This window comes from Pseudomonas sp. RT4P38 (genome assembly GCF_054897765.1).
The window spans coordinates 5291412-5316654 of the sequence record NZ_CM142703.1 but is presented as its reverse complement, the minus strand read 5'-3'; the positions used below and the strand labels follow the sequence as shown (position 1 = coordinate 5316654).

The following is a 25243-nucleotide window of genomic DNA, read 5'->3' as shown; positions in this document are numbered from 1 at the left end:
TGTTCACTCGCGGAGCGATTGACGGGCATTGATGAGATTGAATGTGTCACGCCGGACTTGAATGGCATACCCCGTGGCAAGGTAATGACCGCCGAAGGCTTTCTTGAAGGGCGGCGTTTGCAGATGGCGCGGGGGGTGCTACTGCAATGCATCATGGGCGGATATCCGCCAGCGCGCTTTTACGGCAGCGATGATGGCGACCTGGCGCTGGTGCCCGATCCTGCACAAATCCATCGCTTGCCCTGGAGCACACAGCCGCGAGCCTTGGCCATTTGCGATGCGGATGAGCTGACCGGCGAAAGCTCGTCTCTGTCGACCCGCGGCCAACTCAAAGCCGTGATCGCGCGTTACGCGGCCCTCGGCTTGGCGCCGGTGGTGGCGACCGAGCTGGAGTTTTTTGTCTTCGCACCCAATACCGACCCGACTCAACCGTTCCAGCCGCCGCTGGGCCTGGACGGTCGTCGCGAGGACGGTCATTCGGCGTTCAGTGTCAGTTCCAACAATGGTTTGCGGCCGTTCTTCAGTGAAGTCTACGCATGCATGGCGGCCCTGGGCTTGCCGCGCGATACCTTCATGCACGAGATGGGTGTCAGCCAGTTCGAGATCAACCTGCTGCACGGCGACCCACTGCTGCTGGCCGACCAGACACTCCTGTTCAAACACCTGCTTAAAGAAGTCGCGCTCAAGCATGGCCTGACCGTGGTCTGCATGGCCAAGCCGCTGGCGCACACGCCGGGCAGTTCGATGCATATTCACCAGAGCATCGTCGAGATCGGCAGCGGGCGTAACGTGTTCAGTGACAAGGCCGGTGAGCCGACCGCGACCTTCCGTCATTTCATCGCGGGTCAGCAGGCCGGCATGGCGGATTTCACGGCGTTGTTCGCGCCGAACGTGAACTCTTATCAGCGCTTGTGCCATCCCTTCGCATCGCCGAATAATGCCTGCTGGTCCCACGACAACCGTGCGGCCGGATTGCGTATTCCGGCCAGTTCACCCGCCGCTCGTCGGGTCGAGAACCGCTTGCCGGGGGCCGATGCAAATCCGTATCTGGCGATCGCCGCCAGTCTTGCCGCAGGGTTGTATGGCATTGAACACAAACTGGAGCCAAGCGAGGCGATCCAAGGCGAATTTGAAGTGCCGGATAATCTTTCGTTGCCGTGTACCTTGCATGCCGCTATTGAACGTCTGAAACGTAGTCAATTGGCGAAGGAACTGTTTGGCAAGGAGTTCATCGAAGGCTACGTCGCTTCGAAGACCATGGAGTTGACCAGCTTCTTTGATGAAATTACTCCCTGGGAGCGCCGTATCCTGGCCGCTCAGGCCTGACGTTCCATCGTCTTCGGGCTATCTTTTCGGGTAGCCCGATTCTCACTGCAAGGAGCCGCTCGGAACGCCGATGCGCCAAATCTGGAAACCCTTTCGAGCGCTTTATTTTGCCTCGCTGATGATGTTGATCGGCTCTGGCCTGTTGAGTACTTACCTGGCCTTGCGCCTGGCCGCCGACCGCGTCGACAGCCTGTGGGTCGGTGCGTTGATGGCGGCCAACTATTTCGGCCTGGTGCTGGGTGGTAAGATCGGCCATCGGCTGATTGCCCGGGTCGGGCATATTCGAGCCTATTCAGCCTGCGCCGGGATTGTCGGCGCGGCCGTGCTGGGCCATGGCCTGGTGGACTGGTTGCCTGCCTGGATCTTCCTGCGGGTAATTGTCGGCCTCGGGATGATGTGCCAGTACATGGTCATCGAAAGCTGGCTCAATGAGCAGGCCGAAGCCAAGCAACGTGGCATCGTTTTCAGCGGCTACATGATCGCCTCGTACCTGGGGCTGGTGTTGGGTCAACTGATCCTGGTCATGCACCCGGCGCTGGGCTTGGAACTGTTGATGTTGGTCGCTCTTTGCTTTGCCCTGTGTCTGGTGCCGGTGGCCCTGACCCAGCGGATTCACCCGGCGGCGTTGCACCCTGCGCCGATGGAGCCGCGGTTTTTTATCAAGCGCGTGCCGCAATCGTTGAGCACGGTGCTTGGGGCAGGGCTGATCGTCGGTTCGTTCTATGGCCTGGCGCCGCTGTACGCTTCGCAGCAAGGCTTGTCCACGGAGCAGGTCGGTCTGTTCATGGGTAGCTGCATTTTCGCCGGTCTGGTGGTGCAGTGGCCGCTGGGTTGGCTGTCCGATCGTTATGACCGGGCACTGTTGATCCGCTGTTTTGCATTTAGCCTGGCGCTGGCTGCATTGCCACTGGCGATCATCAAGCAAGTGCCGCTGGAGGTGCTGTTTATAGCCGGGTTTTTCTGTTCGTTGGTGCAGTTCTGCCTGTATCCACTGGCAGTGGCGTTTTCCAACGACCACGTCGAGGGTGATCGTCGGGTGTCCCTGACGGCGATGTTGCTGGTGACCTACGGTGTGGGCGCGAGCATCGGGCCGTTGGTGGCCGGGGTACTGATGAAAATGTTCGGCAGCCACATGCTCTATGCCTTTTTCAGCTTCTTCGCGTTGGTGCTGGTGTGGCGGATTCGCCCGAAAGCGGTAACCAACCTGCATCAGGTGGACGATGCACCGCTGCATCATGTCGCCATGCCGGACAGTATGTCGAGTTCGCCGTTGGTGGCTTGCCTTGACCCGCGTGTCGATGAGCAGGTGGTGCAGGAGCAGATGCACAACCCGATCAACCCGGAGCCGGAACCCGAAACGGAACCACCTCCAGAAGACCCTGACGCAGGGCGCGAGCAAAGTTTCACCGAGGCCAGGCCTTAAAATGCATAAAAAAACGGGCAGTCACCGCAAGCGACTGCCCGTTTTCTATTGATGCATCGTCTTACATATCGTCTTTGTCGAAGCGCCGCGCTTCGCGCTGAAGCTGATAGACGAACCGCTCGACTTGCCGCTGCACCAGCCCGCTCATGTTGTGAAAGCGTACGCCGGCGAAGGTGATGGAGATCCTTTCTTCGAAGTGCAGGTAACGCAATTCGACCGGAGCCGTCATGTTGCCAAAGGGCAGGGCGGCGATGAAGCGGTCGTAGACCTGACCCAGTTGCAGGCTGCCCGTGATGTCGCCTTCGAAGCGCAACTTGCAGCCGGTGGCCGAGATGTCCAGGAGCTTGCCACTGATCGGCGACTTGAGTTTTTCACCACCCAGATCGACGTTGACCAGTTGTGCCAGCTTCAATGCAGCACGGAATGCATTACGACGCTGGTGGTAAACCACCTCGGCGGGCAGGGCGCCACGGTAGCAGCGACCGCCACCGGATTCGTCGATGGTCAACGGGCCGTTGCTTTCCCAGGCAATACGCACGCCGTCGTGAAAGCCTTCGACCTTGAACGGTTCGCCGGCCAGCAGGAAACGTTCACCGTCGCGGGGAATCATTTCGTCCAGGGCCATCATGTTGCTGTCACGGTCAATGTCCACCAGATAACTCTGGAAGCGCTGGCTGCGCTCATGGAACGTGATGATCAGCGGATCATGGCTGTCTTGCAGCTGGCGCAGGTTACCGGAGATCTCCAACGGCGTGGTGAGCACCTTGGGTGGCTGCGGAGCATCTTCCGCGCTTAAGGCATTGAACACGGTTCATCAATCTCCAGACAAAATATGACTACGGCTGGCCATCATATTGCCAGCATATTACGCGTCTTGATAGTGCGCGCGTTTCAGCAGGCTCAAGCCTGACTGAGCGGGCGTGGCTTCGCAAGCATGGAGGTTGATCCGCGTGCATCATAGAGCGCTGGCGGCTCGCCGCCGTTGAGGATTTTCAGCTGATTGGACGTCGCGGCCTGTTGCACCAGAATCGACTGGCCATTTTTGATGTTGGCCGCCTGGCACTGCGCCAGAAGATCGGTCAGCACATCGCTCTGCTCCAGTAACTGATCGCCAATGCTCGAATGGCTGGCGAGTTGCTCCAGGCCGTTGCGGTTGGTCGGCAGGTTGAGGCTAGCGAGGATTTCACTGCGCTTGCGGCCATGCTGATCGAGCAAAATGATCAATGCCTGTTTCTGCGCCAGAATCTCTTCGAGCAGTGGCATGTCACGACCGTGCAAGGCGAGGGACTCGGTTTGCAGTAACTCCAGCAAATGCTGTGCTGGAGCAAAATCGTCAGTGATCAGTTGCAGTAAATTAGAGTCGTGCATGGCGGGCCTTGGGTTTTAAGCGTCCAAAAGCCTGGCGCGGGCCTTGGCCTAGCGCTGGGCTTCGAAGTTGAGCAGTTTGTTGGCTACACGGTTGCTGTCGACTTTGTAGCTGCCATCGGCAATCGCTGCTTTCAACTCGGCCACGCGGGCGTTGTTGACGGCAGGCTGATCGCGCAGCTTGTCAGTGACCTTCTGCAACTGTTGAGCCTCATTGCTGAGATGTACCGATTCCCCGCTTTTGACGGTACTGGCCTGTTCGGCCGGGGTATTCAGCGGCGCGGATTTGCCGGCTTCGGCGGTTTCCTTCGCGGTGCTGGTACGTGTACTGCCGGTAAGTGACGAGGAACTGTTCAAACGGCTGAAATCGATGACCATGATAAAAAAACCTCTGGGTATTTGGACGCTTGCCATGTTTTCGGCCATACCCGGAAAAACTTTAGGCCCAGTTATCAATGAGCTTGCGCGCGTCAGCGCTTGCCCTGCATAGGGCACAGTCTAGGGAACAGTCGAGCGGCGCGCCAGTGTTCTACATGGCCACTTCCACTTGGCCGGGCGCGGTGACTTGCGCCTTGATGACCCGCTGGGAGTTGAGGTTTTTCACCCGAATCTGTTCGCGCAAGCCGCCGTTGGACAGCGCTTCACCCGGCATGCGCACGCTGAGCGTACCGCTGCGGGCGGTAATCACCACCTGGTCGCCCTTGCTGATGACTTCTGCCTGTTCCATGTGCACCAGGGTCATGACCTGGTCGGCGACCATTGGTCGGGTAAGTTTCTGCCCGATCGCCTGGTCGACAGAAGTCAGGTAACCCTGGTTGATCAGGCTGATGTCGCGCTCGCGCAAGGTCACATCGTCGGGCTCGACGATTCCGGCGCGTCGCAGCGGGCGGGTGGTGGTCACAATGTCGCGAAAAAGGCGCACCTGAGCGGGTACGAACACCGTCCAGGGCGACGCGCCCTCGCAGCGAACCTTGACGGTAACGCGGCCCAGCGGCTTGGCCGGACTCTCCAGAGTGGCTGTCAATTCCTTGTCGCACATAGGCATGCGCAGGCGTGGATCGAGCTGGTTGACCTGGATTTCGTACCGGCCTTGCGTTTGACTGGTCGCCAGATAGTCTTCTACGGTGAATTCAAGAAAGCCCTGGGTGACGCCGATAAGCATGTCAGGCAAGGTAACCGCGTCAGCAAGGGCAGGGCTGCCAGCGTTGAACAGGCAAACGGCTGACATCGCGCACATTAATGTGCGGGCGTTTGATGTCAGGCGTCGGAAAAATGTCGGTTCTGTGTTCATAAGCGTTAAAAAGCAAGCGCCGTGCCGTTTAGTGATGAATGCGCGTCGCAACACACTTAAGTGTTGGTGTAGGAGTCTGTGCATGGCTGGTGTAATGGATGCGGTAAACCAGCGCACGCAACTGGTAGGGCAGAATCGCCTTGAGCTGTTGTTGTTCCGTCTTGACGGTCAGCAGCTGTATGGGATCAACGTGTTCAAGGTTCGGGAGGTGCTGCAATGCCCCAAACTGACGCTGATGCCAAAATCCAGTCCTGTCGTGTGCGGTGTGGCAAGTATTCGGGGGGCGACCATTCCGATTCTTGATCTGGCGATGGCGACCGGTTCCGGTGCGCTGAAAGATCAAAGCAATCCCTTCGTGATCATCACGGAGTACAACACCAAGACCCAGGGTTTCCTGGTGCGATCGGTGGAACGCATCGTCAATATGAATTGGGAGGAGATTCATCCGCCACCCAAGGGCACGGGACGCGACCATTACCTGACGGCTGTGACTAGGGTCGACAATCAGTTAGTCGAAATCATCGACGTCGAGAAAGTGCTGGCAGAAGTGGCGCCGACACCTGAAGCGATTTCCGTCGGCGTGGTGGATGTCGAAACCCAGCACAAAGCGCTCTCTTTGCGAGTATTGACGGTCGATGACTCGTCGGTGGCGCGCAAGCAGGTGACCCGTTGCCTGCAGACGGTCGGTGTCGAAGTGGTGGCGTTGAACGACGGTCGGCAAGCGCTGGATTACCTGCGCAAGCTGGTCGACGAGGGCAAGAAGCCGGAAGAAGAGTTCCTGATGATGATTTCCGACATCGAGATGCCGGAGATGGACGGGTACACCCTCACGGCCGAGATCCGCAACGACCCTCGCATGCAAAAGCTTCACATCATCCTGCATACTTCGTTGTCGGGTGTATTCAATCAGGCGATGGTCAAGAAGGTCGGTGCCGATGACTTCCTTGCCAAATTCCGTCCTGATGACCTGGCATCCCGGGTAGTCAACCGGATCAAAGCAGCAGACATCAGCTAGGGGCCTTCTGCCCCTAACGGTTAATACGATTTAAGAGGCGGCATCTTTGTCTACGGGTAATTTGGATTTCGAACAGTTCCGGGTCTTCCTGGAAAAAGCCTGTGGCATTTTGCTCGGTGAAAACAAGCAATACCTGGTCTCGAGCCGTCTCAACAAACTGATGGAACAGCAGGGCATCAAGTCCTTGGGTGAGCTGGTCCAGCGCATCCAGACCCAGCCGCGCAGCGGTTTGCGCGAGATGGTGGTGGATGCCATGACTACCAACGAAACCCTGTGGTTTCGTGACACCTATCCGTTTGAAGTCTTGAAGAACAAGGTGCTGCCCGCCGCGATCAAGGCCGCCCCTGGCCAGCGTCTGCGGATCTGGTCGGCGGCGTGTTCGTCGGGTCAGGAACCGTATTCGCTGTCGATGTCGATCGATGAGTTCGAGCGCGTGAACATGGGCCAGTTGAAGATGGGCGTGCAAATCGTTGCCACCGACCTGTCCGGCACCATGCTGACCAACTGCAAGACCGGCGAATACGACAGCCTGGCCATCGGCCGTGGTCTGTCGCCCGAGCGCCTTCAGCGTTACTTCGACCCGAAAGGGCCGGGGCGCTGGGCCATCAAGGCGCCGATCAAGAGCCGGGTGGAGTTTCGCTCGTTCAACCTGCTGGACAGCTACGCGAGCCTCGGCAAGTTCGACATCGTGTTCTGCCGCAACGTGCTGATCTACTTCTCCGCCGAGGTGAAGAAGGACATCCTGTTGCGCATTCACAGCACGTTGAAGCCAGGCGGTTATCTGTTCCTCGGTGCTTCCGAGGCGCTGAACGGTTTGCCGGACCATTACCAGATGGTCCAATGCAGCCCGGGGATCATTTACCAGGCGAAGTGATTCGTTGGCGGTATAAAAAAACGGGAGTCCTCAGGGGCTCCCGTTTTTTTTGCCTGCCGTTATTTCTGAAACACCACTAGACCCTGTGGGAGCGAGCTTGCTCGCGATTGCGGTGGGTCAGGCTATACAGCTGTCGACTGTCCCGACGCCATCGCGAGCAAGCTCGCTCCCACAGGGTCGGGGTTGTTCTCCTGACCGTAAGAAGCGGCAGAAAAGCGGCAGGCGGCGGAAATCGGTTGCCGCTTTTCTGGCATTGCCACGTTGCCACTGCCCGCAAAGCCCCGGATTACGGCCTTTTTTGAATTGGCACGCCGCTTGCTATGTCTCTGTTACGAAAAATCAGGTCACCCGAAGGTTTCCCGACATGAGCATCAGCTTCGATAAAGCGCTCGGTATTCACGAACAAGCCCTGGGCTACCGCGCTCAGCGTGCCGAAGTCCTGGCCAACAACATCGCCAACGCCGACACCCCGAACTACAAGGCTCGGGATCTGGACTTCTCGAAAGTGCTCGCCGAGCAGAACGAGAAGACCAAGAGCGGCACTTTTGCCTTGAACATGACCAACAACCGTCATATCGAAGCCGAAGGCCTGGGCAATGGCGACGAGTCGCTGCTGTATCGCACGCCGATGCAACCGTCGATCGACCAGAACACCGTGGACGCCCAGCTTGAGCAGTCGAACTACGCGGAAAACGCCGTCGGCTTCCAGGCCAGCTTCACCCTGCTCAACAGCAAATTCAAAGGGCTGGTATCAGCCCTGCGCGGAGAGTAAGCCATGTCTCTATCCAGTGTTTTCAACATTGCCGGTAGCGGCATGAGTGCCCAGACCACTCGCTTGAACACCGTCGCCAGTAACATCGCCAACGCCGAGACCGTCTCCTCGAGTATCGACCAGACCTACCGTGCACGGCACCCGGTATTTGCCACCATGTTCCAGGGCGGCCAGAGCGGCGGCAGCGATTCGCTGTTCCAGAGCCAGGACGCGGCCGGTCAAGGTGTGCAAGTGCTGGGCGTGGTCGAAGACCAGAGCAACCTTGAGGCGCGCTACGAGCCGAACCATCCGGCGGCCGACGGCAAGGGCTACGTCTACTACCCAAATGTCAACGTGGTGGAAGAAATGGCCGACATGATTTCCGCGAGCCGCTCGTTCCAGACCAACGCCGAAATGATGAACACCGCCAAAACCATGATGCAGAAGGTTCTGACCCTCGGTCAGTGATAAGGGGCGACTCAGATGAGTGTTACCGATACCACCAGTGGCCTTAGCCTCAAAGACATCCTGGCCAACTCCTCGGTCAAGACCAACACCAGCGCCGATGGCCTGGCGTCCGCGACGAACAGCGCCACCGGCAAACAGTCCCTGGGCAAGGACGCGTTCCTGCAGTTGCTGGTGACGCAACTGAAAAACCAGAACCCGCTGGAACCACAGGATAACGGCGAGTTTGTCGCCCAGTTGGCGCAGTTCAGCAGCCTGGAAGGTATTACCACACTCAATACCACCGTGAGCGGCCTCGCGAGCAATTACAACTCGTCCCAGGCGTTGCAGGCGTCGTCGCTGGTCGGGCGTTCGGTTATTGCACCGGCCGACAAGACGGTGGTCGATACCTCCAAGAGTTTCACCGGCACCATCGCCGTACCGGCGTCGGTGGACCCGGTCAAGGTCAAGATCACCGATGCCGATGGCAAGGTTGTCCGCACCATCGATCTGGGCAGCCAGAAAGCCGGTACTTCCACTTTCATCTGGGACGGCAAAAACGACGCAGGCGAAGTGGCCAAGACGGGTACCTATACCTTCGGAGCTACGGCGACCTACGACGGCAAGGCGACCTCGCTGGTGACGTACCTGCCGGCCACCGTCAACAGCGTGACCATCAGCCAGACCGGCGGTGAGTTGATGTTGAACCTGGCCGGGCTGGGCAGCATCGCCCTGTCCAAAGTACAAACCATTGGTATGTAGAGCCGACTAACACGGCACAAAGGAGTGGAATATGTCTTTCAATATCGGCCTTAGCGGTCTCTATGCAGCCAACAAACAACTGGACGTGACCGGCAACAACATCGCCAACGTCGCGACCACCGGTTTCAAATCGTCCCGTGCGGAATTCGAAGACGTTTACTCGGCCACCAAGCTGGGTTCCGGCAGCAAAACCATCGGTAACGGCGTGCGCTTGGCCAACGTTTCCCAGCAGTTCACCCAGGGCGACGTCAACAACACCGGCAACGTGCTGGACATGGGTATCAACGGTTCCGGCTTCTTCGTGCTGAGCGAGAACGGTTCGATGTCCTACACCCGTGCCGGTACGTTCAAGGTCGACAAGGACGGTTACGTCACCAATAGCGACGGCTCTGCGCGTCTGCAGGGTTATGGCGTGGATGCCAATGGCAAGATCCTCAATGGCGTTTTGACTGACCTGCGCATCGATACGTCGAACCTGGCGCCAAAAAACACCTCCACGGTTTCGTCGACGATCAACCTGAACTCCACAGCTCCCATCATCAACCAGACTACCAATCCGTTTGACCCGTCCAAGGAAGCGTCCTTCACCAAGCAGTTCAGTACGCCCATTTACGATACCCAGGGTAACAAGCACGTCATGGACCAATACATGGTCAAGACGGGTGACAACACCTGGAAGACCTACACCCTGATCGAGGGTCGCAACCCGAATGGCAGCGATCCTACTCTTGCCGCTTCCCTTCCAGTCGCTTCGACCATGAACTTCGACAGCTCCGGCAAGCTGACTTCGGTCACCACACCGGTTGTTCCAGCGACCGTTCCGCCATCCGTGATAACCAGCCCTGATCTGACGGTCACCGGCTGGATTCCGGGTACCGTGACCAATGGCACGTGGACAGCCAACGGCGCTGCCTCTGGCGTCGTTACGGTCTCCATGGACAAAACCACGCAGTACAACGCTGACACCGCGCGTTCGATTCCTTCGCAGAACGGCTACGCCACCGGCCAGATCACCAACTTGACCATCGACACCAGCGGTATCATGCTGGCCAACTTCAGCAACAGCCAGACCAAGGCCATCGGCCAGATCTCGCTCGCCAGTTTCACCAACGAGCAAGGTCTGCAGCCAATTGGCGGCACCGGCTGGAAAGAAACCTACGCGTCGGGTATCCCGGGCTACGATGCGCCGAACACCGGTACCTTGGGCGAGATCAATTCCAACTCTCTGGAAGAGTCCAACGTCAACCTGACCAATGAACTGGTCGACCTGATCAAGGCGCAGAGCAACTACCAGGCGAACGCCAAGACCATCTCCACCCAGAGCACCATCATGCAAACCATCATTCAGATGACTTGATGCGGGTTGGCTGAAAGCGCTGCACAAAGAGCCCCTCGATCGAGGGGTTTTTTTTGGCCGGAATTTTTGTCAGGAGGCAGATTTGTGTCGATCACCTGCAACCGGCACGACGCAAAACCTGTGGGAGCGAGCTTGCTCGCGATGGGGTCAGTCGGGGCGCCACTTTCCTTGAGGTAAAAGAAAACCCCCGACAAACCAGAGGCCTGTCGGGGGTTTCGAGTCAGCGCCTCGCGGCGCCTACCGGCTCAGCTTATTGGCAAGCTTCGCAATCCGGCTCGTCGATGGCGCAAGCCTTCGGCACTGGAGCAGGACCGGCAGGAGCCGCCAGGACCGAATCTTCACCGTGGTTGCCACCGCTGGAAACAGCGTTCAGCTTACCGGTGTTGATGGTCGACTTCTCGGTGCTGGTCGCGGCCAGGGCACGGAGGTAGTAAGTGGTTTTCAGACCACGGTACCAGGCCATGCGGTAGGTCACGTCCAGCTTCTTGCCCGAAGCGCCGGCGATGTACAGGTTCAGCGACTGAGCCTGGTCGATCCACTTCTGACGACGACTGGCCGCGTCAACGATCCACTTGGTGTCCACTTCAAACGCGGTCGCGTAGAGCTCTTTGAGTTCTTGCGGGATGCGCTCGATCTGTTGCACCGAACCGTCGTAGTACTTCAGGTCGTTGATCATGACCGAGTCCCACAGGCCGCGAGCCTTCAGGTCGCGAACCAGGTACGGGTTGATCACGGTGAATTCGCCCGACAGGTTCGATTTCACGTAGAGGTTCTGGTAGGTCGGTTCGATCGACTGCGAGACGCCAGTGATGTTGGCGATGGTCGCGGTCGGTGCGATGGCCATGATGTTGGAGTTACGAATGCCTTTCTGAACGCGGGCACGAACCGGTGCCCAGTCCAGGGATTCGTTCAGGTCAACGTCGATGTACTTCTGGCCACGTTGCTCGATCAGGATCTGTTGCGAATCCAGCGGCAGGATGCCTTTGGACCACAGCGAACCCTGGAACGTCTCGTAGGCGCCGCGCTCGTCGGCCAAGTCGCAGGAGGCCTGGATCGCGTAGTAGCTGACCGCTTCCATCGACTTGTCGGCGAACTCGACGGCAGCATCGGAACCGTAAGGAATGTGCTGCAGGTACAGCGCGTCCTGGAAGCCCATGATGCCCAGACCGACCGGACGGTGCTTGAAGTTGGAGTTCTTCGCTTGTGGCACCGAGTAGTAGTTGATGTCGATCACGTTATCGAGCATGCGAACGGCGGTGTTCACGGTGCGTTCCAGCTTGGCGGTGTCGAGCTTGCCGTTGGTGATGTGGTTCGGCAGGTTGATCGAGCCCAGGTTGCAAACGGCGATCTCGTCCTTGTTGGTGTTCAAGGTGATCTCGGTGCACAGGTTCGAGCTGTGAACCACGCCAACGTGCTGCTGCGGGCTGCGCAGGTTGCACGGGTCTTTGAAGGTCAGCCATGGGTGGCCGGTTTCAAACAGCATGGACAGCATTTTGCGCCACAGGTCTTTGGCCTGGATGGTCTTGAACAGCTTGATCTTGCCCGGGTACTCGGACAGGGCTTCGTAGTACTCGTAACGCTCTTCGAAGGCCTTGCCGGTCAGGTCGTGCAGGTCCGGCACTTCGGATGGCGAGAACAGGGTCCACTTGCCGTCATCGAAGACGCGCTTCATGAACAGGTCAGGGATCCAGTTGGCGGTGTTCATGTCGTGGGTACGACGACGATCATCACCGGTGTTCTTGCGCAGCTCGATGAACTCTTCAATGTCCATGTGCCAGGTTTCCAGGTAGGCACAGACAGCGCCTTTGCGCTTGCCACCCTGGTTAACGGCTACCGCGGTGTCGTTCACCACTTTCAGGAACGGAACAACGCCCTGGGATTTGCCGTTGGTGCCCTTGATGTACGAACCGAGCGCACGAACCGGCGTCCAGTCGTTACCCAGGCCGCCCGCAAACTTCGACAACATGGCGTTGTCGTGGATCGCGTGGTAGATGCCCGACAGGTCATCCGGCACGGTGGTCAGGTAGCAGCTCGACAGCTGTGGACGCAGGGTGCCGGCGTTGAACAGGGTTGGGGTCGACGACATGTAGTCAAAGGACGACAACAGGTTGTAGAACTCGATGGCGCGGTCTTCTTTGTTCTTCTCTTCGATCGCCAGGCCCATGGCCACGCGCATGAAGAAGATTTGCGGCAGTTCGAAGCGGATACCGTCCTTGTGGATGAAGTAACGGTCGTACAGGGTTTGCAGGCCCAGGTACGTGAACTGCTGATCGCGCTCGTGGTTGATCGCCTTGCCGAGTTTTTCCAGGTCGAAGGTAGCGAGGACCGGGTTCAGCAATTCGAATTGGATACCCTTGGCGATGTACGAAGGCAGGGCCTTGGCGTACAGGTCGACCATTTCGTGGTGGGTCGCGCTTTCGGCGACTTCCAGGAAGCTCAGGCCTTCGGCACGCAGGGTGTCCATCAGCAGGCGAGCGGTCACGAACGAGTAGTTCGGCTCACGCTCAACCAGGGTGCGGGCGGTCATCACCAAAGCGGTGTTGACGTCGGTCAGGGCCACGCCGTCGTACAGGTTTTTCAGGGTTTCGCGCTGGATCAGGTCGCCGTCGACTTCTGCAAGACCTTCGCACGCTTCGGTGACGATGGTGTTCAGGCGGCCCATGTCCAGAGGAGCAAAGGTGCCGTCGGCGCGGGTGATGCGGATCGACGGGTGAGCGTTGACCGCTTCCTCGGCCGGCGCGTGGGCGGCGCGCTCTTTCGAACGACCGTCGCGGTAGATCACGTAGTCGCGCGCCACTTTTTGCTCGCCGGCACGCATCAGGGCCAGTTCGACCTGGTCCTGGATTTCTTCAATGTGGATCGTGCCGCCCGATGGCATGCGACGCTTGAAGGTCGCGGTGACTTGTTCGGTCAGACGGGCAACGGTGTCGTGGATTCGCGACGAAGCGGCAGCGGTGCCGCCCTCAACTGCAAGAAACGCTTTGGTGATGGCGACGGTAATCTTGTCATCGGTGTAAGGAACGACAGTGCCGTTACGCTTGATCACGCGCAGCTGGCCAGGCGCGGTGGCGGACAGATCCGAAGTCGAATCAGCGGCCTGCGGCAAGGTGCCCTGCGGGTTCTCGCGAGTTGTGTCGGTTTGCATGGGGGGTTGTCTCCACATTCTCTATGTTTGTTTGGGCACCATCACGGTGCCCACCGTTCCGTCCTGAAGCACTACAACCGGCGAGTGCCGGGCATACCAACTTCGGGACAGTCAGGAAGGGGGGCTATTGGGCGCCGCTTCCATGCCGAAGTCTTTGGTATCAAGCCATGTGCCTGAGACCGAGTTCCTTTCTGGGTGACAGTTGGGGACTGCAACACCCGTACCGTTTCTCCCCTTGGGGCTGAAAAACAGCAGCCATCCGCACGCGCGGTTTGGTCTTTCAAAAATTCGTTTGATTCAACCGGACAGAGGCAATAAAAGCGCTTGAAATTGGTGTCTGGTTTGTGTTTGGTTTTCTACGCAAAACCCTACATGTAGGGTTTTTTTCGCGCCGGGCTACAAGATAATGCGTTTTGGAGGGTGTTGCAACGTACTGCCTGTGGATAAACCTGTGCGTAAATTGTGTGTGAAAGAGGGAACAGGCGTGTAGGCCGCGACCTAGCGGGAGCGGACCGTTTTTCACTGATTTTCAGCGATTGAAAACAGTCATTCGGATTTTTAAGGGCGCGAACCCTATCACAAAAAAACGTGTTGTCCGAACGCATTTACCGGCTTGTGTTCTCGGCGAGCGACGTTTATACAATCGGCCAATGCAAATGCATTCTTATCCTCCCCAATCATTACAAAAAGACGGGCGGATCCTTCCTTATTAGTGTTGTTGGCAAGCAGAGGTCACCGTGGAACAAGAAGCCTGGCAGGTATTGATTGTCGAGGACGACCAGCGTCTGGCTGAACTGACCCGCGATTACCTGGAAGCCAATGGCCTGCGCGTGTCGATCGAGGGCAATGGCGCCTTGGCCGCGGCACGGATCATCAAGGAAAAACCGGACCTGGTGATCCTCGACCTGATGTTGCCGGGCGAGGATGGCCTGAGCATCTGCCGCAAGGTCCGCGACAAGTATGACGGTCCGATCCTGATGCTCACCGCCCGCACCGACGACACCGACCAGATCCTTGGCCTCGACTTGGGCGCCGACGACTACGTGTGCAAACCGGTTCGCCCACGTCTGCTGCTGGCGCGCATCCAGGCCCTGTTGCGACGCAGTGAAGCCCCTGAAGTGGCGCCGGAAAAACAACGGCGTCTGCAATTTGGTCCGTTGGTGGTGGACAACGCACTGCGCGAGGCCTGGCTGAATGACAACGGCATCGAACTGACCAGCGCCGAGTTCGATCTGCTCTGGCTGCTGGTGGCCAACGCCGGGCGCATCCTGTCGCGGGAAGAGATTTTCACCGCGCTGCGCGGCATTGGCTATGACGGCCAGGACCGTTCCATCGACGTGCGCATCTCGCGCATCCGCCCCAAGATCGGCGATGACCCGGAGCATCCGCGGCTGATCAAGACCATCCGCAGCAAAGGTTATCTGTTCGTTCCGGAAGCCTGCACGCTGTGAACTCGATCTTCCTGCGTATTTACGGTGGCATGTGCGCGGCGCTGATTCTGGTCGCCGTACTTGGCGTGCTGGCTTTGCACCTGCTCAACCAGGTGCGCGGCGAGCAATACCGCGAACGCCTGGCCCACGGCACGTTCTCGTTGATGGCCGACAACCTGAACCCGATGAACGAGACCGAGCGCCACCGTGCCTTGCTGGTGTGGGAGCGTTTGCTCGGGATTCCGTTGGCACTGAAGACCTTTGCCCAGACCGACCTCGACCTCACCCAGCGCACCCGCGTGCTGCGCGGTCAGGCGCTGGTGGAACAGACCGGCCCGCATGCGGCGAAGGTTTACCGGTTGGTCAGTGACAAGCAACAGCTGGTGCTGACGGGGGAGGTCCAGCAGATCAGCGAGCAACTGGCCCGGGCGACTATTTACCTGCTGGCCGATGAACTGGTGCGTTACCCGGTGGCCGAGCAACCCGAGCGCCTGGCGCAGTTGAAGCGTGACAAAGGGTTTGGTTTCGACTTGCGGCTGGTGAAGGTCGAGCAGGCGGACATGGACGAGGACCAGCGTCGCCGGGTGTCCGAAGGCGACACGGTGATGGCGCTGGGCAAGGGCGGCGACTCGATCCGGGTGTTTGCCGGCATGGTCGGTACACCGTGGGTGCTGGAAATCGGTCCGTTGTATCAGATGAATCCGTATCCGCCGGAGTGGCTGGTGTTAATCGCCGCCCTTGGGTTGAGCCTGATCGGTTTGATTGTCTATCTGCTGGTGCGGCAACTTGAGCGCCGTTTGCGTGGCCTGGAAGCGGCCGCCACGCGCATCGCCAAGGGCAGCCTGGAAACCCGCGTGCCGGCACGCGGCGCGGACTCGGTGGGACGGCTGGCCTCGGCGTTCAACGGGATGGCCGAGCACTTGCAGCAGTTGCTGGCGATCCAGCGTGAGTTGGTGCGCGCCGTGTCTCACGAGCTGCGCACACCCGTGGCGCGACTGCGTTTTGGTCTGGAAATGATCGGCACGGCCACCACGCCGCAGGCGTTGGAAAAATACTGTGAAGGCATGGACCACGACATCGAGGACCTCGATAAGCTGGTGGACGAGATGCTCACTTACGCGCGGCTGGAGCAGGGCTCACCGGCGCTGAACTTTCAGCGGATCGATCTGGATGCATTGGTCAATCAGGTGATCGAAGAACTGGCGCCGTTACGCGCCGAGGTCACGGTGCAGCGCGGCTTGTGCCTGTCCGCCGCTGACAACGACGACGCGTGGGTCGAGGCCGAGCCGCGTTACCTGCACCGGGCGTTGCAGAACCTGGTGAGCAATGCCATGCGCCACGCTCAATCACGGGTGACCGTCAGCTATCAGGTGGGGCAGCAGCGCTGTCGGGTCGATGTCGAGGATGACGGGCCGGGCGTGCCGGAAATGGCCTGGGAGAAGATCTTCACGCCGTTCCTGCGCCTCGATGACAGTCGCACCCGCGCCTCGGGCGGGCATGGGCTGGGATTGTCCATCGTGCGGCGAATCATCCATTGGCATGATGGCCGGGCGTTGATCAGCAAGAGCAAGAGTTTGGGCGGGGCGTGTTTCAGCCTGAGCTGGCCGAGGAATCAGGAGAAGCGTTGAGATCTGTCTTGAATGATCTGCCGCCATCGCGAGCAAGCTCGCTCGCACATTGGATCTATGCAACACCACAAGTCCCTGTGGGAGCGAGCTTGCTCCGGGCGGCGATCCGACGATAGGGCCCTCACAGTCGCTAAAAGCCTTCAGGCCTTGATGCTGACCAAACTCAACAACTGTCCATCCATGACCCCGAACTGCGCATCCAGTTCAGTGCCATTACGCCACTCGCTGGACAGATCCGTCAGCAACCGCAGTCGCACTTCACCGCTCTCGGTCCACTCCAGCACTTCGGCGTGCTCGAAGTAAAAGCGCTGCTGAACGATCGGATACAGCGCCTTGAACAGGCTTTCCTTCACCGAAAACGTCAGGGTCACCAGCATCGCCAGCTGATCGCGACGGCCGGCGGTCATGCGTTGCAACTCAGACGCGGTGAGGATTTCCCCGGACAGGCGTTCGGCCCGTTCAGGGTTGAGCAGGTTTTCCAGGTCCATCCCCAAGCCGCGCCAATGGGCTTTCTTCGCGACAATCGCCGCGGCCCGGCCGGTGCTGTGGGTGATCGAGCCCGTGATGTGCATCGGCCACACCGGCGCTCGGTCTTCACCAATGGCCGGGACAAAACTTAACCCTTCCAATTGTTGCAACGCAGCCCGAGCGCACACCCGCCCGGCGAGGAACTCAGCCTGACGCTTGGCAACCGAACGCTGGATGGTGGCCGGCGGCTCGATGGCGCTGCGCTGGAAATCATCGCTGGCCAGTTGCGAGGTATCGAAGTGAGTACTCAACAGCACCGTATCGGCCAGCGTAAACGGCAGCGGCCAATGGGCATCGAGTGGAGTGCAGCAGACGGGTAGGGCGGGGGCGCGATTCATGTGGGGCATTTTGCCGGGTTGCCTTGAGGCTGGGTAGTGCAAAGGTTCAGATCGGCGGCGCGGTCTACCGGATCAACCAAAAATCTTCTTGAAAAACGCCTGCATGTCCGCCCCGGCCTTGTCCATTTCAGCCTTGAACGCTGCAAGAAAGTGATCACAACAGCCTGGTCGATTTGATTCAGCTCAGGTTCAGAGTGCGTTCAGGGTGAGTTCAGGGCCGGTTGAGTAACCTTGCCCGTACTCAAAATGCACGTAGCGCATGATTACGACAACGTGTCGGTCTCGCACAATGGCATTAAACTCCGTCAGGAAGACCTCATGGGCCGCTACGATCTGTCCTGCCACAGCCAGTCGCCATGTTAGCTATCGTGAAGCGCGTGCCTTTGGGTGATGCCTTTGAGTAAGTTGTGCCACTGGAGATGTTTGTTTGCCCGGGAGAGCGTTATGAAACTGCTGGTCGTCGAAGATGAAGCGCTGTTGCGCCATCACCTGCAAACCCGCCTGACGGATAGCGGCCACGTGGTCGAGTCCGTGGCCAATGCCGAGGAGGCGCTGTACCAGACCGAGCAGTTCAACCATGACCTGGCGGTGATCGACCTCGGCTTGCCGGGCATGGGCGGGCTCGACCTGATCCGTCAACTGCGTTCGCGCGGCAAGACCTTCCCGATCCTGATCCTCACCGCGCGCGGCAATTGGCAGGACAAGGTCGAAGGCCTTGCCGCCGGCGCCGACGATTACGTGGTCAAGCCGTTCCAGTTCGAAGAACTCGACGCACGCCTGAATGCCTTGCTGCGCCGCTCCAGCGGTTTCACCCAATCGACCATCGTCGCCGGGCCATTGCTGTTGGACCTCAATCGCAAACAGGCGTCCCTCGATGAACAACCGCTGGCGCTGACCGCGTATGAGTACCGAATCCTCGAGTACCTGATGCGTCATCACCAGCAAGTGGTGGCCAAGGACCGCTTGATGGAACAGCTTTACCCGGACGATGACGAGCGCGATCCGAACGTGATCGAAGTGCTGGTCGGCCGTCTGCGCCGCAAACTTGAAGGCCCGGCCGGCTTCAAACCGATCGATACCGTGCGTGGCCTCGGCTACCTGTTCAATGAGCGCTGCACTTGATTCGTTCCCTTCGCGTCCGTTTGATGCTCGCCGCCACGATCCTGGCGGTGTTGTTCATGCTGGCATTGCTGCCGGCGATGCAGGGCGCGTTCAGCTTGGCGTTGCAGGATTCGATCGAGCAGCGCCTGGCGTCGGACGTCACCACGCTGATCTCCGCCGCCCGGGTGGAAAACAACCGCTTGCAGATGCCGGCGCAGTTGCCCGATGAGCGTTTCAACCTCACTGACAGCCGTTTGCTCGGCTACATTTATGACCGTGAAGGGCACCAGGTCTGGCGTTCGAAGGGCACCCAGCAAGAAAACATCAATTACAAACCGCGTTACGACGGACGCGGTAACGAGTTTGCGAGGATCAGCGAAGCCAACGGCCAGGAGTTCTTCGTCTATGACGTCGAGGTCAAACTGCTGGGCGGCAAGAGCGCGGCGTTCAGCATCGTCGCGCTGCAACCGGTGCGCGAATACGAAGACACCCTCGAAGGCCTGCGGGAAAACCTGTATCTGGGCTTCGGCGCGGCCTTGCTGGTGTTGCTCGCGTTGCTGTGGATTGGTCTGACCTGGGGCTTGCAGGCATTGCGCCGGCTCAGTCAGGAACTGGACGAGATCGAAAGCGGCACCCGCGAAAGTCTCAGCGAACAACACCCGCGCGAACTGCTGCGCCTGACCGGCTCCCTCAACCGCTTGCTGCACAGCGAGCGCGAACAACGCAGCCGATATCGCGATTCCCTCGACGACCTGGCCCACAGCTTGAAAACCCCGCTGGCCGTGTTGCAAGGCGTCAGCGAAGACATGGCCCAGCGCCCGGCAAATCGCGATCAAGCCTGGGTGCTGCAAACCCAGATCGAACGCATGAGCCAGCAGATCAGCTATCAGTTGCAACGCGCCAGCCTGCGCAAAAGCGGTCTGGTGCGCCATCAGGTCCGCCTGCGCCCGGTGCTGCAAAGCCTCTGCGACACCCTCGACAAGGTCTACCGCGACAAGCGCGTGCGGGTCGCTTTCGACCTGCCGGAGCAATGTTATGTGCCGATCGAGCAGGGCGCCTTGCTGGAAATGATGGGCAACCTGCTGGAAAACGCGTATCGGCTGTGCCTGGGCGAAGTGCGCATCAGTGTGCGTGAAAGCCTTGGCGGGGTTGAGTTGTGTGTTGAGGATGATGGGCCGGGCGTGCCGCCGGATCAGCGGGCGCGGATTCTGCAAAGGGGAGAGCGGCTGGATCGGCAGCATCCGGGGCAGGGGATTGGGTTGGCGGTGGTCAAGGACATCATAGAGAGCTACAGCGCGAAGCTGACGCTGGGGGATTCGCCGATGGGCGGGGCGGCGTTTCGGATTCATTTTCCGGTGGTTTGACCGCAGGGTTGATGGTGTTCTTTCGGACACTTTCGCGAGCAAGCTCGCTCCCACATTTGATCTCCTGAGTTCACACAATTATGTGTTCACTGAAGATCCCTGTGGGAGCGAGCTTGCTCGCGATGAGGCCCATCCATACAACGCAAATCCCACAGAAACTCAGTAATAAACAGTGATGTTTAAAACACATCTCCAGACACTCACTTAGGCTACACATCCTTGCGCCGCTGCCTACGACTACGCCAGAATCCGCCGGCTTGTGCGCCTTGGGTCTGGGCTCTATCGTTTGCGGGTCGCTGCCAATTCAGCGTCCGGATTTGACCGTCCGATTCGATCAAGGCGTACCAGTGTCCAAGAAAAGCTTCAGGCTTTTTTGCGGTGGCTGTGCGCGGGACACCTTCGGGTGTGCCGGATACCTTGATTTCCGGTCGGTCAACCCGCGTACAGCTGCCACCTTCTCGTTTGACCGCGAACGGTGGCAGCTCCGCTAATCAAGGAGCATCACCATGTTCAAGGCCACGCCCAATCCTCCGAACACCGACGACGTTTCCCCCTACGAAACCCCCGATTCCAAAATACTCAACGAAGCCGCCGACCGCGCCCTCGATTACTACCTCAACCCGGCTGCCCACATCAAAGCCACCCCGCGCACACCCGGCACCATGTTCATCGTTAACCCGGAGCTCGATACCGAGACCCTGCTGGCCCACGCTTGCGAGTCGCTGGCCTCGGCCAATGTCATGACCATGGATCTGGCGGATCATATGGAGGGGCCGAGTCGCAATTCGCTGTTGGGTATTGCGCAAATCATCATGCTGGGGGAGCTGGCGGTAAATCGGGCGTTGGATAACATCGATCCGCAAGACTAGCGCGGATGATCGTTCCCACGCTCTGCGTGGGAATGCAGCCCGGGACGCTCCGCGTCCCTTTCGAGAGCTGGAACGCGGAGCGTCCCTTGAGGCATTCCCACGCAGAGCGTGGGAACGATCGTGGCGAAACTTAATTTTCCTGGGCGCGGTAAGCGCCCGGCGTCAACCCGGTCCACTTCTTGAACGCCCGATGAAACGCCGACGGCTCGGAAAACCCCAGCTGCTCGGCAATCTGTTGCAACGACAGGTCTGCCCGCCCCAGGTGATAAATCGCAATGTCCCTGCGTAGCTGATCTTTCAATTCCTGAAAACTCGACCCTTCTTCCCGCAAATGCCGACGCAAGGTCTGCGGGCTGATGTGCAGGTGCGCGGCCACCGCTTCCAGGTCTGGCCAGCGCGCACTGTCGCGGCTGAGCAAACGACGCAGCTGGCTGCTCAGGCTGTCGCCTTCGTCGGGGCGCGACAACAGGTCGGCGGGGGAGTGTTCGAGGAAGTGCTTGAGGGTTCGTTCGTCCTGCAACAACGGCATGCTCAAGTAGCGACTGTGGAACAGCAGGCTGCTCTGTACCGTCGAGAATTCAAGCGGGCAGGAGAACAGCAAATCGTATTCGGCGCCATGTTCAGGCCTTGGGTAACTGAACGTCGCCTGTTCCAGGCGAATGCGCTGGCCGATCAGCCAGCTGCCGAGCCGATGCCAAACCATCAGTTGGCTCTCGGTGAGGAAATGGTCCGGGTCACGGAATTTCGAATCGTCGAGGCTCAGGCGGATCATGTCGCCTTCGCGGCTCAGCGTCAGACGAGGGGCCTCGGGGAACAGACTGTAAAACAACAAGCCGCGATTTAGCGCTTTTTCCAGAGTGCGGCAATGGATCACCGCATGGCACATCATCGCGAAGCTGCCGGGTTTGCTCGGCGCCTGTCCGAAGCCCAGGTATTCGTCGTCCAGCGCCAGCCACAAACCCTGGATCAACCGGGTGAACTGCTCAGGTGCTATTCGCGCACGCGGTTCGTCAAGCAACTCGGGGCTGATGCCCAGTTGTTGCAACAGACTTGAATAGTCGTAGCCACGCCGACGCGCGCCACCGAGGGCGGCGCGGGCGAAATGGCTGGCGATGGTGCGTTCGCGCATAGAGGGCAAGTCCGTCCATTGAACGACGGATGGTAGCTGTGGTGCCTGATGATGAACAAGGCGGATATCCGCCAAATTGCAGGACGAGGTTTGGCAGGTGGGCGGAAATCCGCCACATCGTTGTAGCGGGTTAGTGACCCAAAAAACCTGTAACCCTTGATGTCAAAAGGCTTGCCGGCTTTTTTTCGAAGGTGGCACGGGGCTTGCGATACAAGCCGCAGAGGTCTGCCGTCGCGCAGCTCGACAAAACAAATCCCTCCAGTGCAGGAGGGTTCGCAAATGAGGTGTCGTTGACAACAGGTGGATGTTGTCGCGGGACGCTCTTGAGGAACTTTGCAATGACGACTCGTCAGCCAATATACAAATCCCTGTATTTCCAGGTAATCGTTGCCATCGTTATCGGCATTCTGCTCGGTCACTTCTACCCGCAGACCGGTGTGGCCCTCAAGCCGCTGGGTGACGGGTTCATCAAACTGATTAAAATGGTCATCGCGCCAATCATCTTCTGTACGGTCGTCAGCGGTATCGCCGGCATGCAGAACATGAAATCGGTCGGCAAAACCGGCGGCTATGCGCTGCTGTACTTCGAAATTGTTTCCACCCTTGCCTTGCTGATCGGTCTGGTCGTGGTCAACGTCGTGCAACCGGGCGCCGGCATGCACATCGACGTGACGACCCTGGACACCAGCAAAATCGCGGGCTTCATCTCGGCCGGTAAAGACCAGAGCATCATCGCCTTTGTCCTCAACGTGATCCCGAACACCATCGTCGGCGCTTTCGCCAACGGCGACATCCTGCAAGTGTTGATGTTCTCGGTGATCTTCGGTTTCGCCCTGCATCGCCTGGGTGCGTACGGCAAGCCGGTGCTGGATTTCATCGATCGCTTTGCTCACGTGATGTTCAACATCATCAACATGATCATGAAGCTCGCTCCAGTCGGCGCGTTCGGTGCGATGGCCTTCACCATCGGTGCCTACGGTGTCGGCTCGCTGGTGCAGCTGGGTCAGTTGATGATCTGCTTCTACATCACCTGCATCCTGTTTGTGGTCCTGGTACTGGGCGCCATCTGCCGCGCGCACGGTTTCAGCGTCATCAAACTGATTCGCTACATCCGTGAAGAACTGCTGATCGTGCTGGGCACTTCCTCTTCGGAATCGGCTCTGCCACGCATGCTGATCAAGATGGAACGCCTGGGTGCGGATAAATCGGTAGTGGGTCTGGTGATCCCGACTGGCTACTCGTTCAACCTCGACGGTACTTCGATCTACCTGACCATGGCGGCTGTGTTTATCGCTCAGGCGACTGATACGCCGATGGACCTCACTCACCAGATCACCTTGCTGCTGGTGCTGCTGTTGTCCTCCAAAGGTGCGGCAGGTGTGACCGGTAGTGGTTTCATCGTGCTGGCAGCCACTCTGTCGGCCGTGGGTACTCTGCCGGTGGCCGGCCTGGCGCTGATCCTCGGTATCGACCGCTTCATGTCCGAAGCCCGTGCGCTGACCAACCTTGTTGGTAACGCTGTGGCCACCCTCGTGGTCGCCAAGTGGGTGAAAGAGCTGGACGAAGACAAGCTGCAAGTCGAGCTGGCTTCCGGCGGTCGCGGTATCTCCGACGAGCGTGAAGAAGACGACCTGGGTGTGGCTGAAGGGCCAACCCCGAGCAGCGTCAAGTAAGACTCGCTGTTATGAAAAAACCCGCTTCGGCGGGTTTTTTCATGGCTGTGAATTGAGCACAACGGTCACTGCGCCTGACGCATAAGGTGATTGCTGCAATGCCAATGGCTGCCTAGTCTGAGGGCATCGTTTACGGAGATCACCCATGCTCGGTCCACTGGCATCACTCAAGGTTCTGGATTTCTCGACACTGCTGCCGGGGCCGTTCGCCTCACTGTTGCTGGCGGACATGGGCGCCGAGGTGCTGCGCATCGAATCACCGACTCGCATGGACCTGCTACGGGTACTGCCGCCCCATGACAAGGGTGTTTCCGCCAGTCACGCCTACCTCAATCGCAACAAGCGCAGCCTGGCGCTGGACCTCAAGCAACCTAAGGCGCTGGAGGTGATCAAGCAGTTGCTGCAAAACTACGACATCCTGCTGGAGCAGTTTCGCCCTGGTGTGATGGAGCGTTTGGGCCTGGGTTACGACGCCTTGAAAGCGATCAATCCGAAACTGATCTACGTGTCGATCACCGGTTACGGCCAGACGGGCCCCTACAAGGATCGCGCCGGCCACGACATCAACTACCTGGCGCTGGCGGGGCTGGCGAGCTACACCGGCCGCGCCGACAGCGGACCGCTGCCGTTGGGTATGCAAGTGGCGGATATCGCCGGTGGCTCGTTGCACGGGGTGATCGGGCTGCTGGCGGCGGTCATCGCCCGGCAGCAAACCGGGTTGGGGCAACATCTGGATGTGAGCATGACCGACTGCGCGTTCAGCTTGAACGCCATGGCCGGCGCCGGGTATCTGGCCTGTGGTGAGGAGCCGGGGAGGGAGGATCAGATGCTCAATGGCGGCAGTTTCTACGACTATTACCGTTCGCGCGATGGGCGTTGGTTGTCGGTGGGTAGTCTGGAGCCGGCGTTCATGCAGCAACTCTGCACGGCGTTGGGTCGGCCGGAGCTGGCAGCCCAGGGCCTGTCACCCAAACCCGCCGAGCAACAGGCGCTGAAGAATGCGTTGAAGGTTGAATTCGAGAAACATGACTTTGCCGAGTTGTGCGAGCTGTTTGCCGGGGTCGATGCGTGTGTGGAGCCGGTGTTGAGCCTGGGCGAGGCGGTGCGGCATCCGCAGCTGAAGGCGCGGGAGCTGGTGACTGAAGTGCCGCGGGCGGATGGTTCTACGCAGGCGCAGATGGCGTGTCCGTTGAAGTTTTCAGACGGGTTGCCTGAGCCGCGGCACATCGGCGCGGCGCTGGGACAGCATACGGATCAGGTGTTGGGGGAGTTGGGGTTTAGCGCTGAGCGGATCGAAGCGTTGCGCCGCACCAAGGTGATTCTCTAGCGGCTGTACTGGCCTCTTCGCGGGCAAGCCTCGCTCCTACGGGGCAATGCAAGACCGTAGGAGCGAGGCTTGCCCGCGAAGGCGTCCTCAAAAACAGTGAAAA

The 25243-nt window shown here is 59.2% G+C and carries 22 protein-coding genes; 15 read left to right on the top strand and 7 right to left on the bottom strand.

Annotation, left to right across the window (positions count from 1 at the left end):
• Positions 1–84 precede the first annotated feature (84 nt).
• Positions 85–1326: a glutamine synthetase family protein gene (locus ACYZT7_RS24650; protein ID WP_462041855.1), complete on the top strand. Its 1242-nt coding sequence runs from the start codon at positions 85–87 to the stop codon at positions 1324–1326.
• A 70-nt stretch (positions 1327–1396) separates the two neighbouring features.
• Positions 1397–2749: an MFS transporter gene (locus ACYZT7_RS24645; protein ID WP_462038574.1), complete on the top strand. Its 1353-nt coding sequence runs from the start codon at positions 1397–1399 to the stop codon at positions 2747–2749.
• Positions 2750–2810: 61 nt separating this feature from the next.
• Here the strand turns inward: ACYZT7_RS24645 and ACYZT7_RS24640 are convergent, their stop codons facing one another.
• The 4 genes from ACYZT7_RS24640 to flgA form a co-directional block, all read right to left on the bottom strand.
• Positions 2811–3557 carry a flagellar brake protein gene (locus ACYZT7_RS24640; RefSeq protein ID WP_462038573.1) on the bottom strand — a complete coding sequence of 249 codons (747 nt, stop codon included), beginning with the start codon at positions 3555–3557 and terminating at the stop codon, positions 2811–2813.
• A gap of 92 nt (positions 3558–3649) precedes the next feature.
• Complete coding sequence (locus ACYZT7_RS24635) at positions 3650–4117, bottom strand: flagella synthesis protein FlgN (protein ID WP_462038572.1); 468 nt, start codon at positions 4115–4117, stop codon at positions 3650–3652.
• 48 nt (positions 4118–4165) lie between these two features.
• On the bottom strand, positions 4166–4492 hold the full coding sequence (flgM, locus tag ACYZT7_RS24630; protein WP_462038571.1) for a flagellar biosynthesis anti-sigma factor FlgM: 327 nt from the start codon (positions 4490–4492) through the stop codon (positions 4166–4168).
• A 151-nt stretch (positions 4493–4643) separates the two neighbouring features.
• Positions 4644–5405 (bottom strand): flagellar basal body P-ring formation chaperone FlgA, encoded by a 762-nt coding sequence (gene flgA, locus ACYZT7_RS24625; protein WP_462038570.1) that lies wholly within the window; start codon positions 5403–5405, stop codon positions 4644–4646.
• 82 nt (positions 5406–5487) lie between these two features.
• Between flgA and ACYZT7_RS24620 the strand changes: the two genes are divergently transcribed.
• From ACYZT7_RS24620 to flgE, 6 genes are all read left to right on the top strand, one after another.
• Positions 5488–6420, top strand: a complete 933-nt coding sequence (locus ACYZT7_RS24620) for a chemotaxis protein CheV (RefSeq protein ID WP_074879173.1) — start codon at positions 5488–5490, stop codon at positions 6418–6420.
• A gap of 46 nt (positions 6421–6466) precedes the next feature.
• Complete coding sequence (cheR, locus tag ACYZT7_RS24615) at positions 6467–7294, top strand: protein-glutamate O-methyltransferase CheR (protein ID WP_008147958.1); 828 nt, start codon at positions 6467–6469, stop codon at positions 7292–7294.
• Positions 7295–7658: 364 nt separating this feature from the next.
• Positions 7659–8066 carry a flagellar basal body rod protein FlgB gene (flgB, locus tag ACYZT7_RS24610; RefSeq protein WP_282375620.1) on the top strand — a complete coding sequence of 136 codons (408 nt, stop codon included), beginning with the start codon at positions 7659–7661 and terminating at the stop codon, positions 8064–8066.
• 3 nt (positions 8067–8069) lie between these two features.
• Positions 8070–8513 carry a flagellar basal body rod protein FlgC gene (flgC, locus tag ACYZT7_RS24605; protein ID WP_282375622.1) on the top strand — a complete coding sequence of 148 codons (444 nt, stop codon included), beginning with the start codon at positions 8070–8072 and terminating at the stop codon, positions 8511–8513.
• A gap of 15 nt (positions 8514–8528) precedes the next feature.
• Entirely contained in the window at positions 8529–9251 is a 723-nt protein-coding gene (flgD, locus tag ACYZT7_RS24600; RefSeq protein WP_462038569.1) for a flagellar hook assembly protein FlgD, read from the top strand.
• Positions 9252–9282: 31 nt separating this feature from the next.
• Positions 9283–10608 (top strand): flagellar hook protein FlgE, encoded by a 1326-nt coding sequence (gene flgE, locus ACYZT7_RS24595; protein WP_462038568.1) that lies wholly within the window; start codon positions 9283–9285, stop codon positions 10606–10608.
• 250 nt (positions 10609–10858) lie between these two features.
• Here the strand turns inward: flgE and ACYZT7_RS24590 are convergent, their stop codons facing one another.
• Complete coding sequence (locus ACYZT7_RS24590; RefSeq protein WP_462038567.1) at positions 10859–13753, bottom strand: ribonucleoside-diphosphate reductase subunit alpha; 2895 nt, start codon at positions 13751–13753, stop codon at positions 10859–10861.
• A gap of 737 nt (positions 13754–14490) precedes the next feature.
• Here ACYZT7_RS24590 and ACYZT7_RS24585 point away from each other — a divergent pair.
• Positions 14491–15204 (top strand): response regulator, encoded by a 714-nt coding sequence (locus tag ACYZT7_RS24585; RefSeq protein ID WP_074879161.1) that lies wholly within the window; start codon positions 14491–14493, stop codon positions 15202–15204.
• Positions 15201–16811 carry an ATP-binding protein gene (locus ACYZT7_RS24580; protein WP_449646226.1) on the top strand — a complete coding sequence of 537 codons (1611 nt, stop codon included), beginning with the start codon at positions 15201–15203 and terminating at the stop codon, positions 16809–16811. The genes ACYZT7_RS24585 and ACYZT7_RS24580 overlap by 4 nt, the downstream gene beginning before the upstream one ends.
• Before the next feature lie 140 nt (positions 16812–16951).
• Here ACYZT7_RS24580 and ACYZT7_RS24575 read toward each other — a convergent pair whose 3' ends face one another.
• On the bottom strand, positions 16952–17677 hold the full coding sequence (locus ACYZT7_RS24575) for a 4'-phosphopantetheinyl transferase family protein (protein WP_462038566.1): 726 nt from the start codon (positions 17675–17677) through the stop codon (positions 16952–16954).
• A 444-nt stretch (positions 17678–18121) separates the two neighbouring features.
• Between ACYZT7_RS24575 and ACYZT7_RS24570 the strand changes: the two genes are divergently transcribed.
• The 3 genes from ACYZT7_RS24570 (at position 18122) to ACYZT7_RS24560 (ending at position 21011) form a co-directional block, all read left to right on the top strand.
• Positions 18122–18799, top strand: coding sequence for a response regulator (locus ACYZT7_RS24570; protein WP_008029360.1), 678 nt, complete (start codon positions 18122–18124; stop codon positions 18797–18799).
• The gene (locus ACYZT7_RS24565) at positions 18796–20142 is read left to right on the top strand and encodes an ATP-binding protein (protein ID WP_462038565.1); all 1347 of its coding nucleotides are present in this window, start codon (positions 18796–18798) and stop codon (positions 20140–20142) included. Before ACYZT7_RS24570 ends, ACYZT7_RS24565 begins: the two co-directional genes overlap by 4 nt.
• A gap of 506 nt (positions 20143–20648) precedes the next feature.
• Entirely contained in the window at positions 20649–21011 is a 363-nt protein-coding gene (locus ACYZT7_RS24560) for a DUF6124 family protein (RefSeq protein WP_462038564.1), read from the top strand.
• Positions 21012–21141: 130 nt separating this feature from the next.
• Here the strand turns inward: ACYZT7_RS24560 and ACYZT7_RS24555 are convergent, their stop codons facing one another.
• Positions 21142–22140, bottom strand: coding sequence for an AraC family transcriptional regulator (locus ACYZT7_RS24555; RefSeq protein WP_462038563.1), 999 nt, complete (start codon positions 22138–22140; stop codon positions 21142–21144).
• A 338-nt stretch (positions 22141–22478) separates the two neighbouring features.
• Here ACYZT7_RS24555 and ACYZT7_RS24550 point away from each other — a divergent pair, with 338 nt between their 5' ends.
• A complete protein-coding gene (locus ACYZT7_RS24550) occupies positions 22479–23813 on the top strand; it encodes a dicarboxylate/amino acid:cation symporter (protein ID WP_462038562.1) in 1335 nt (444 codons plus the stop codon).
• 145 nt (positions 23814–23958) lie between these two features.
• Positions 23959–25140 carry a CaiB/BaiF CoA transferase family protein gene (locus tag ACYZT7_RS24545; RefSeq protein WP_462038561.1) on the top strand — a complete coding sequence of 394 codons (1182 nt, stop codon included), beginning with the start codon at positions 23959–23961 and terminating at the stop codon, positions 25138–25140.
• Positions 25141–25243: the final 103 nt, after the last annotated feature.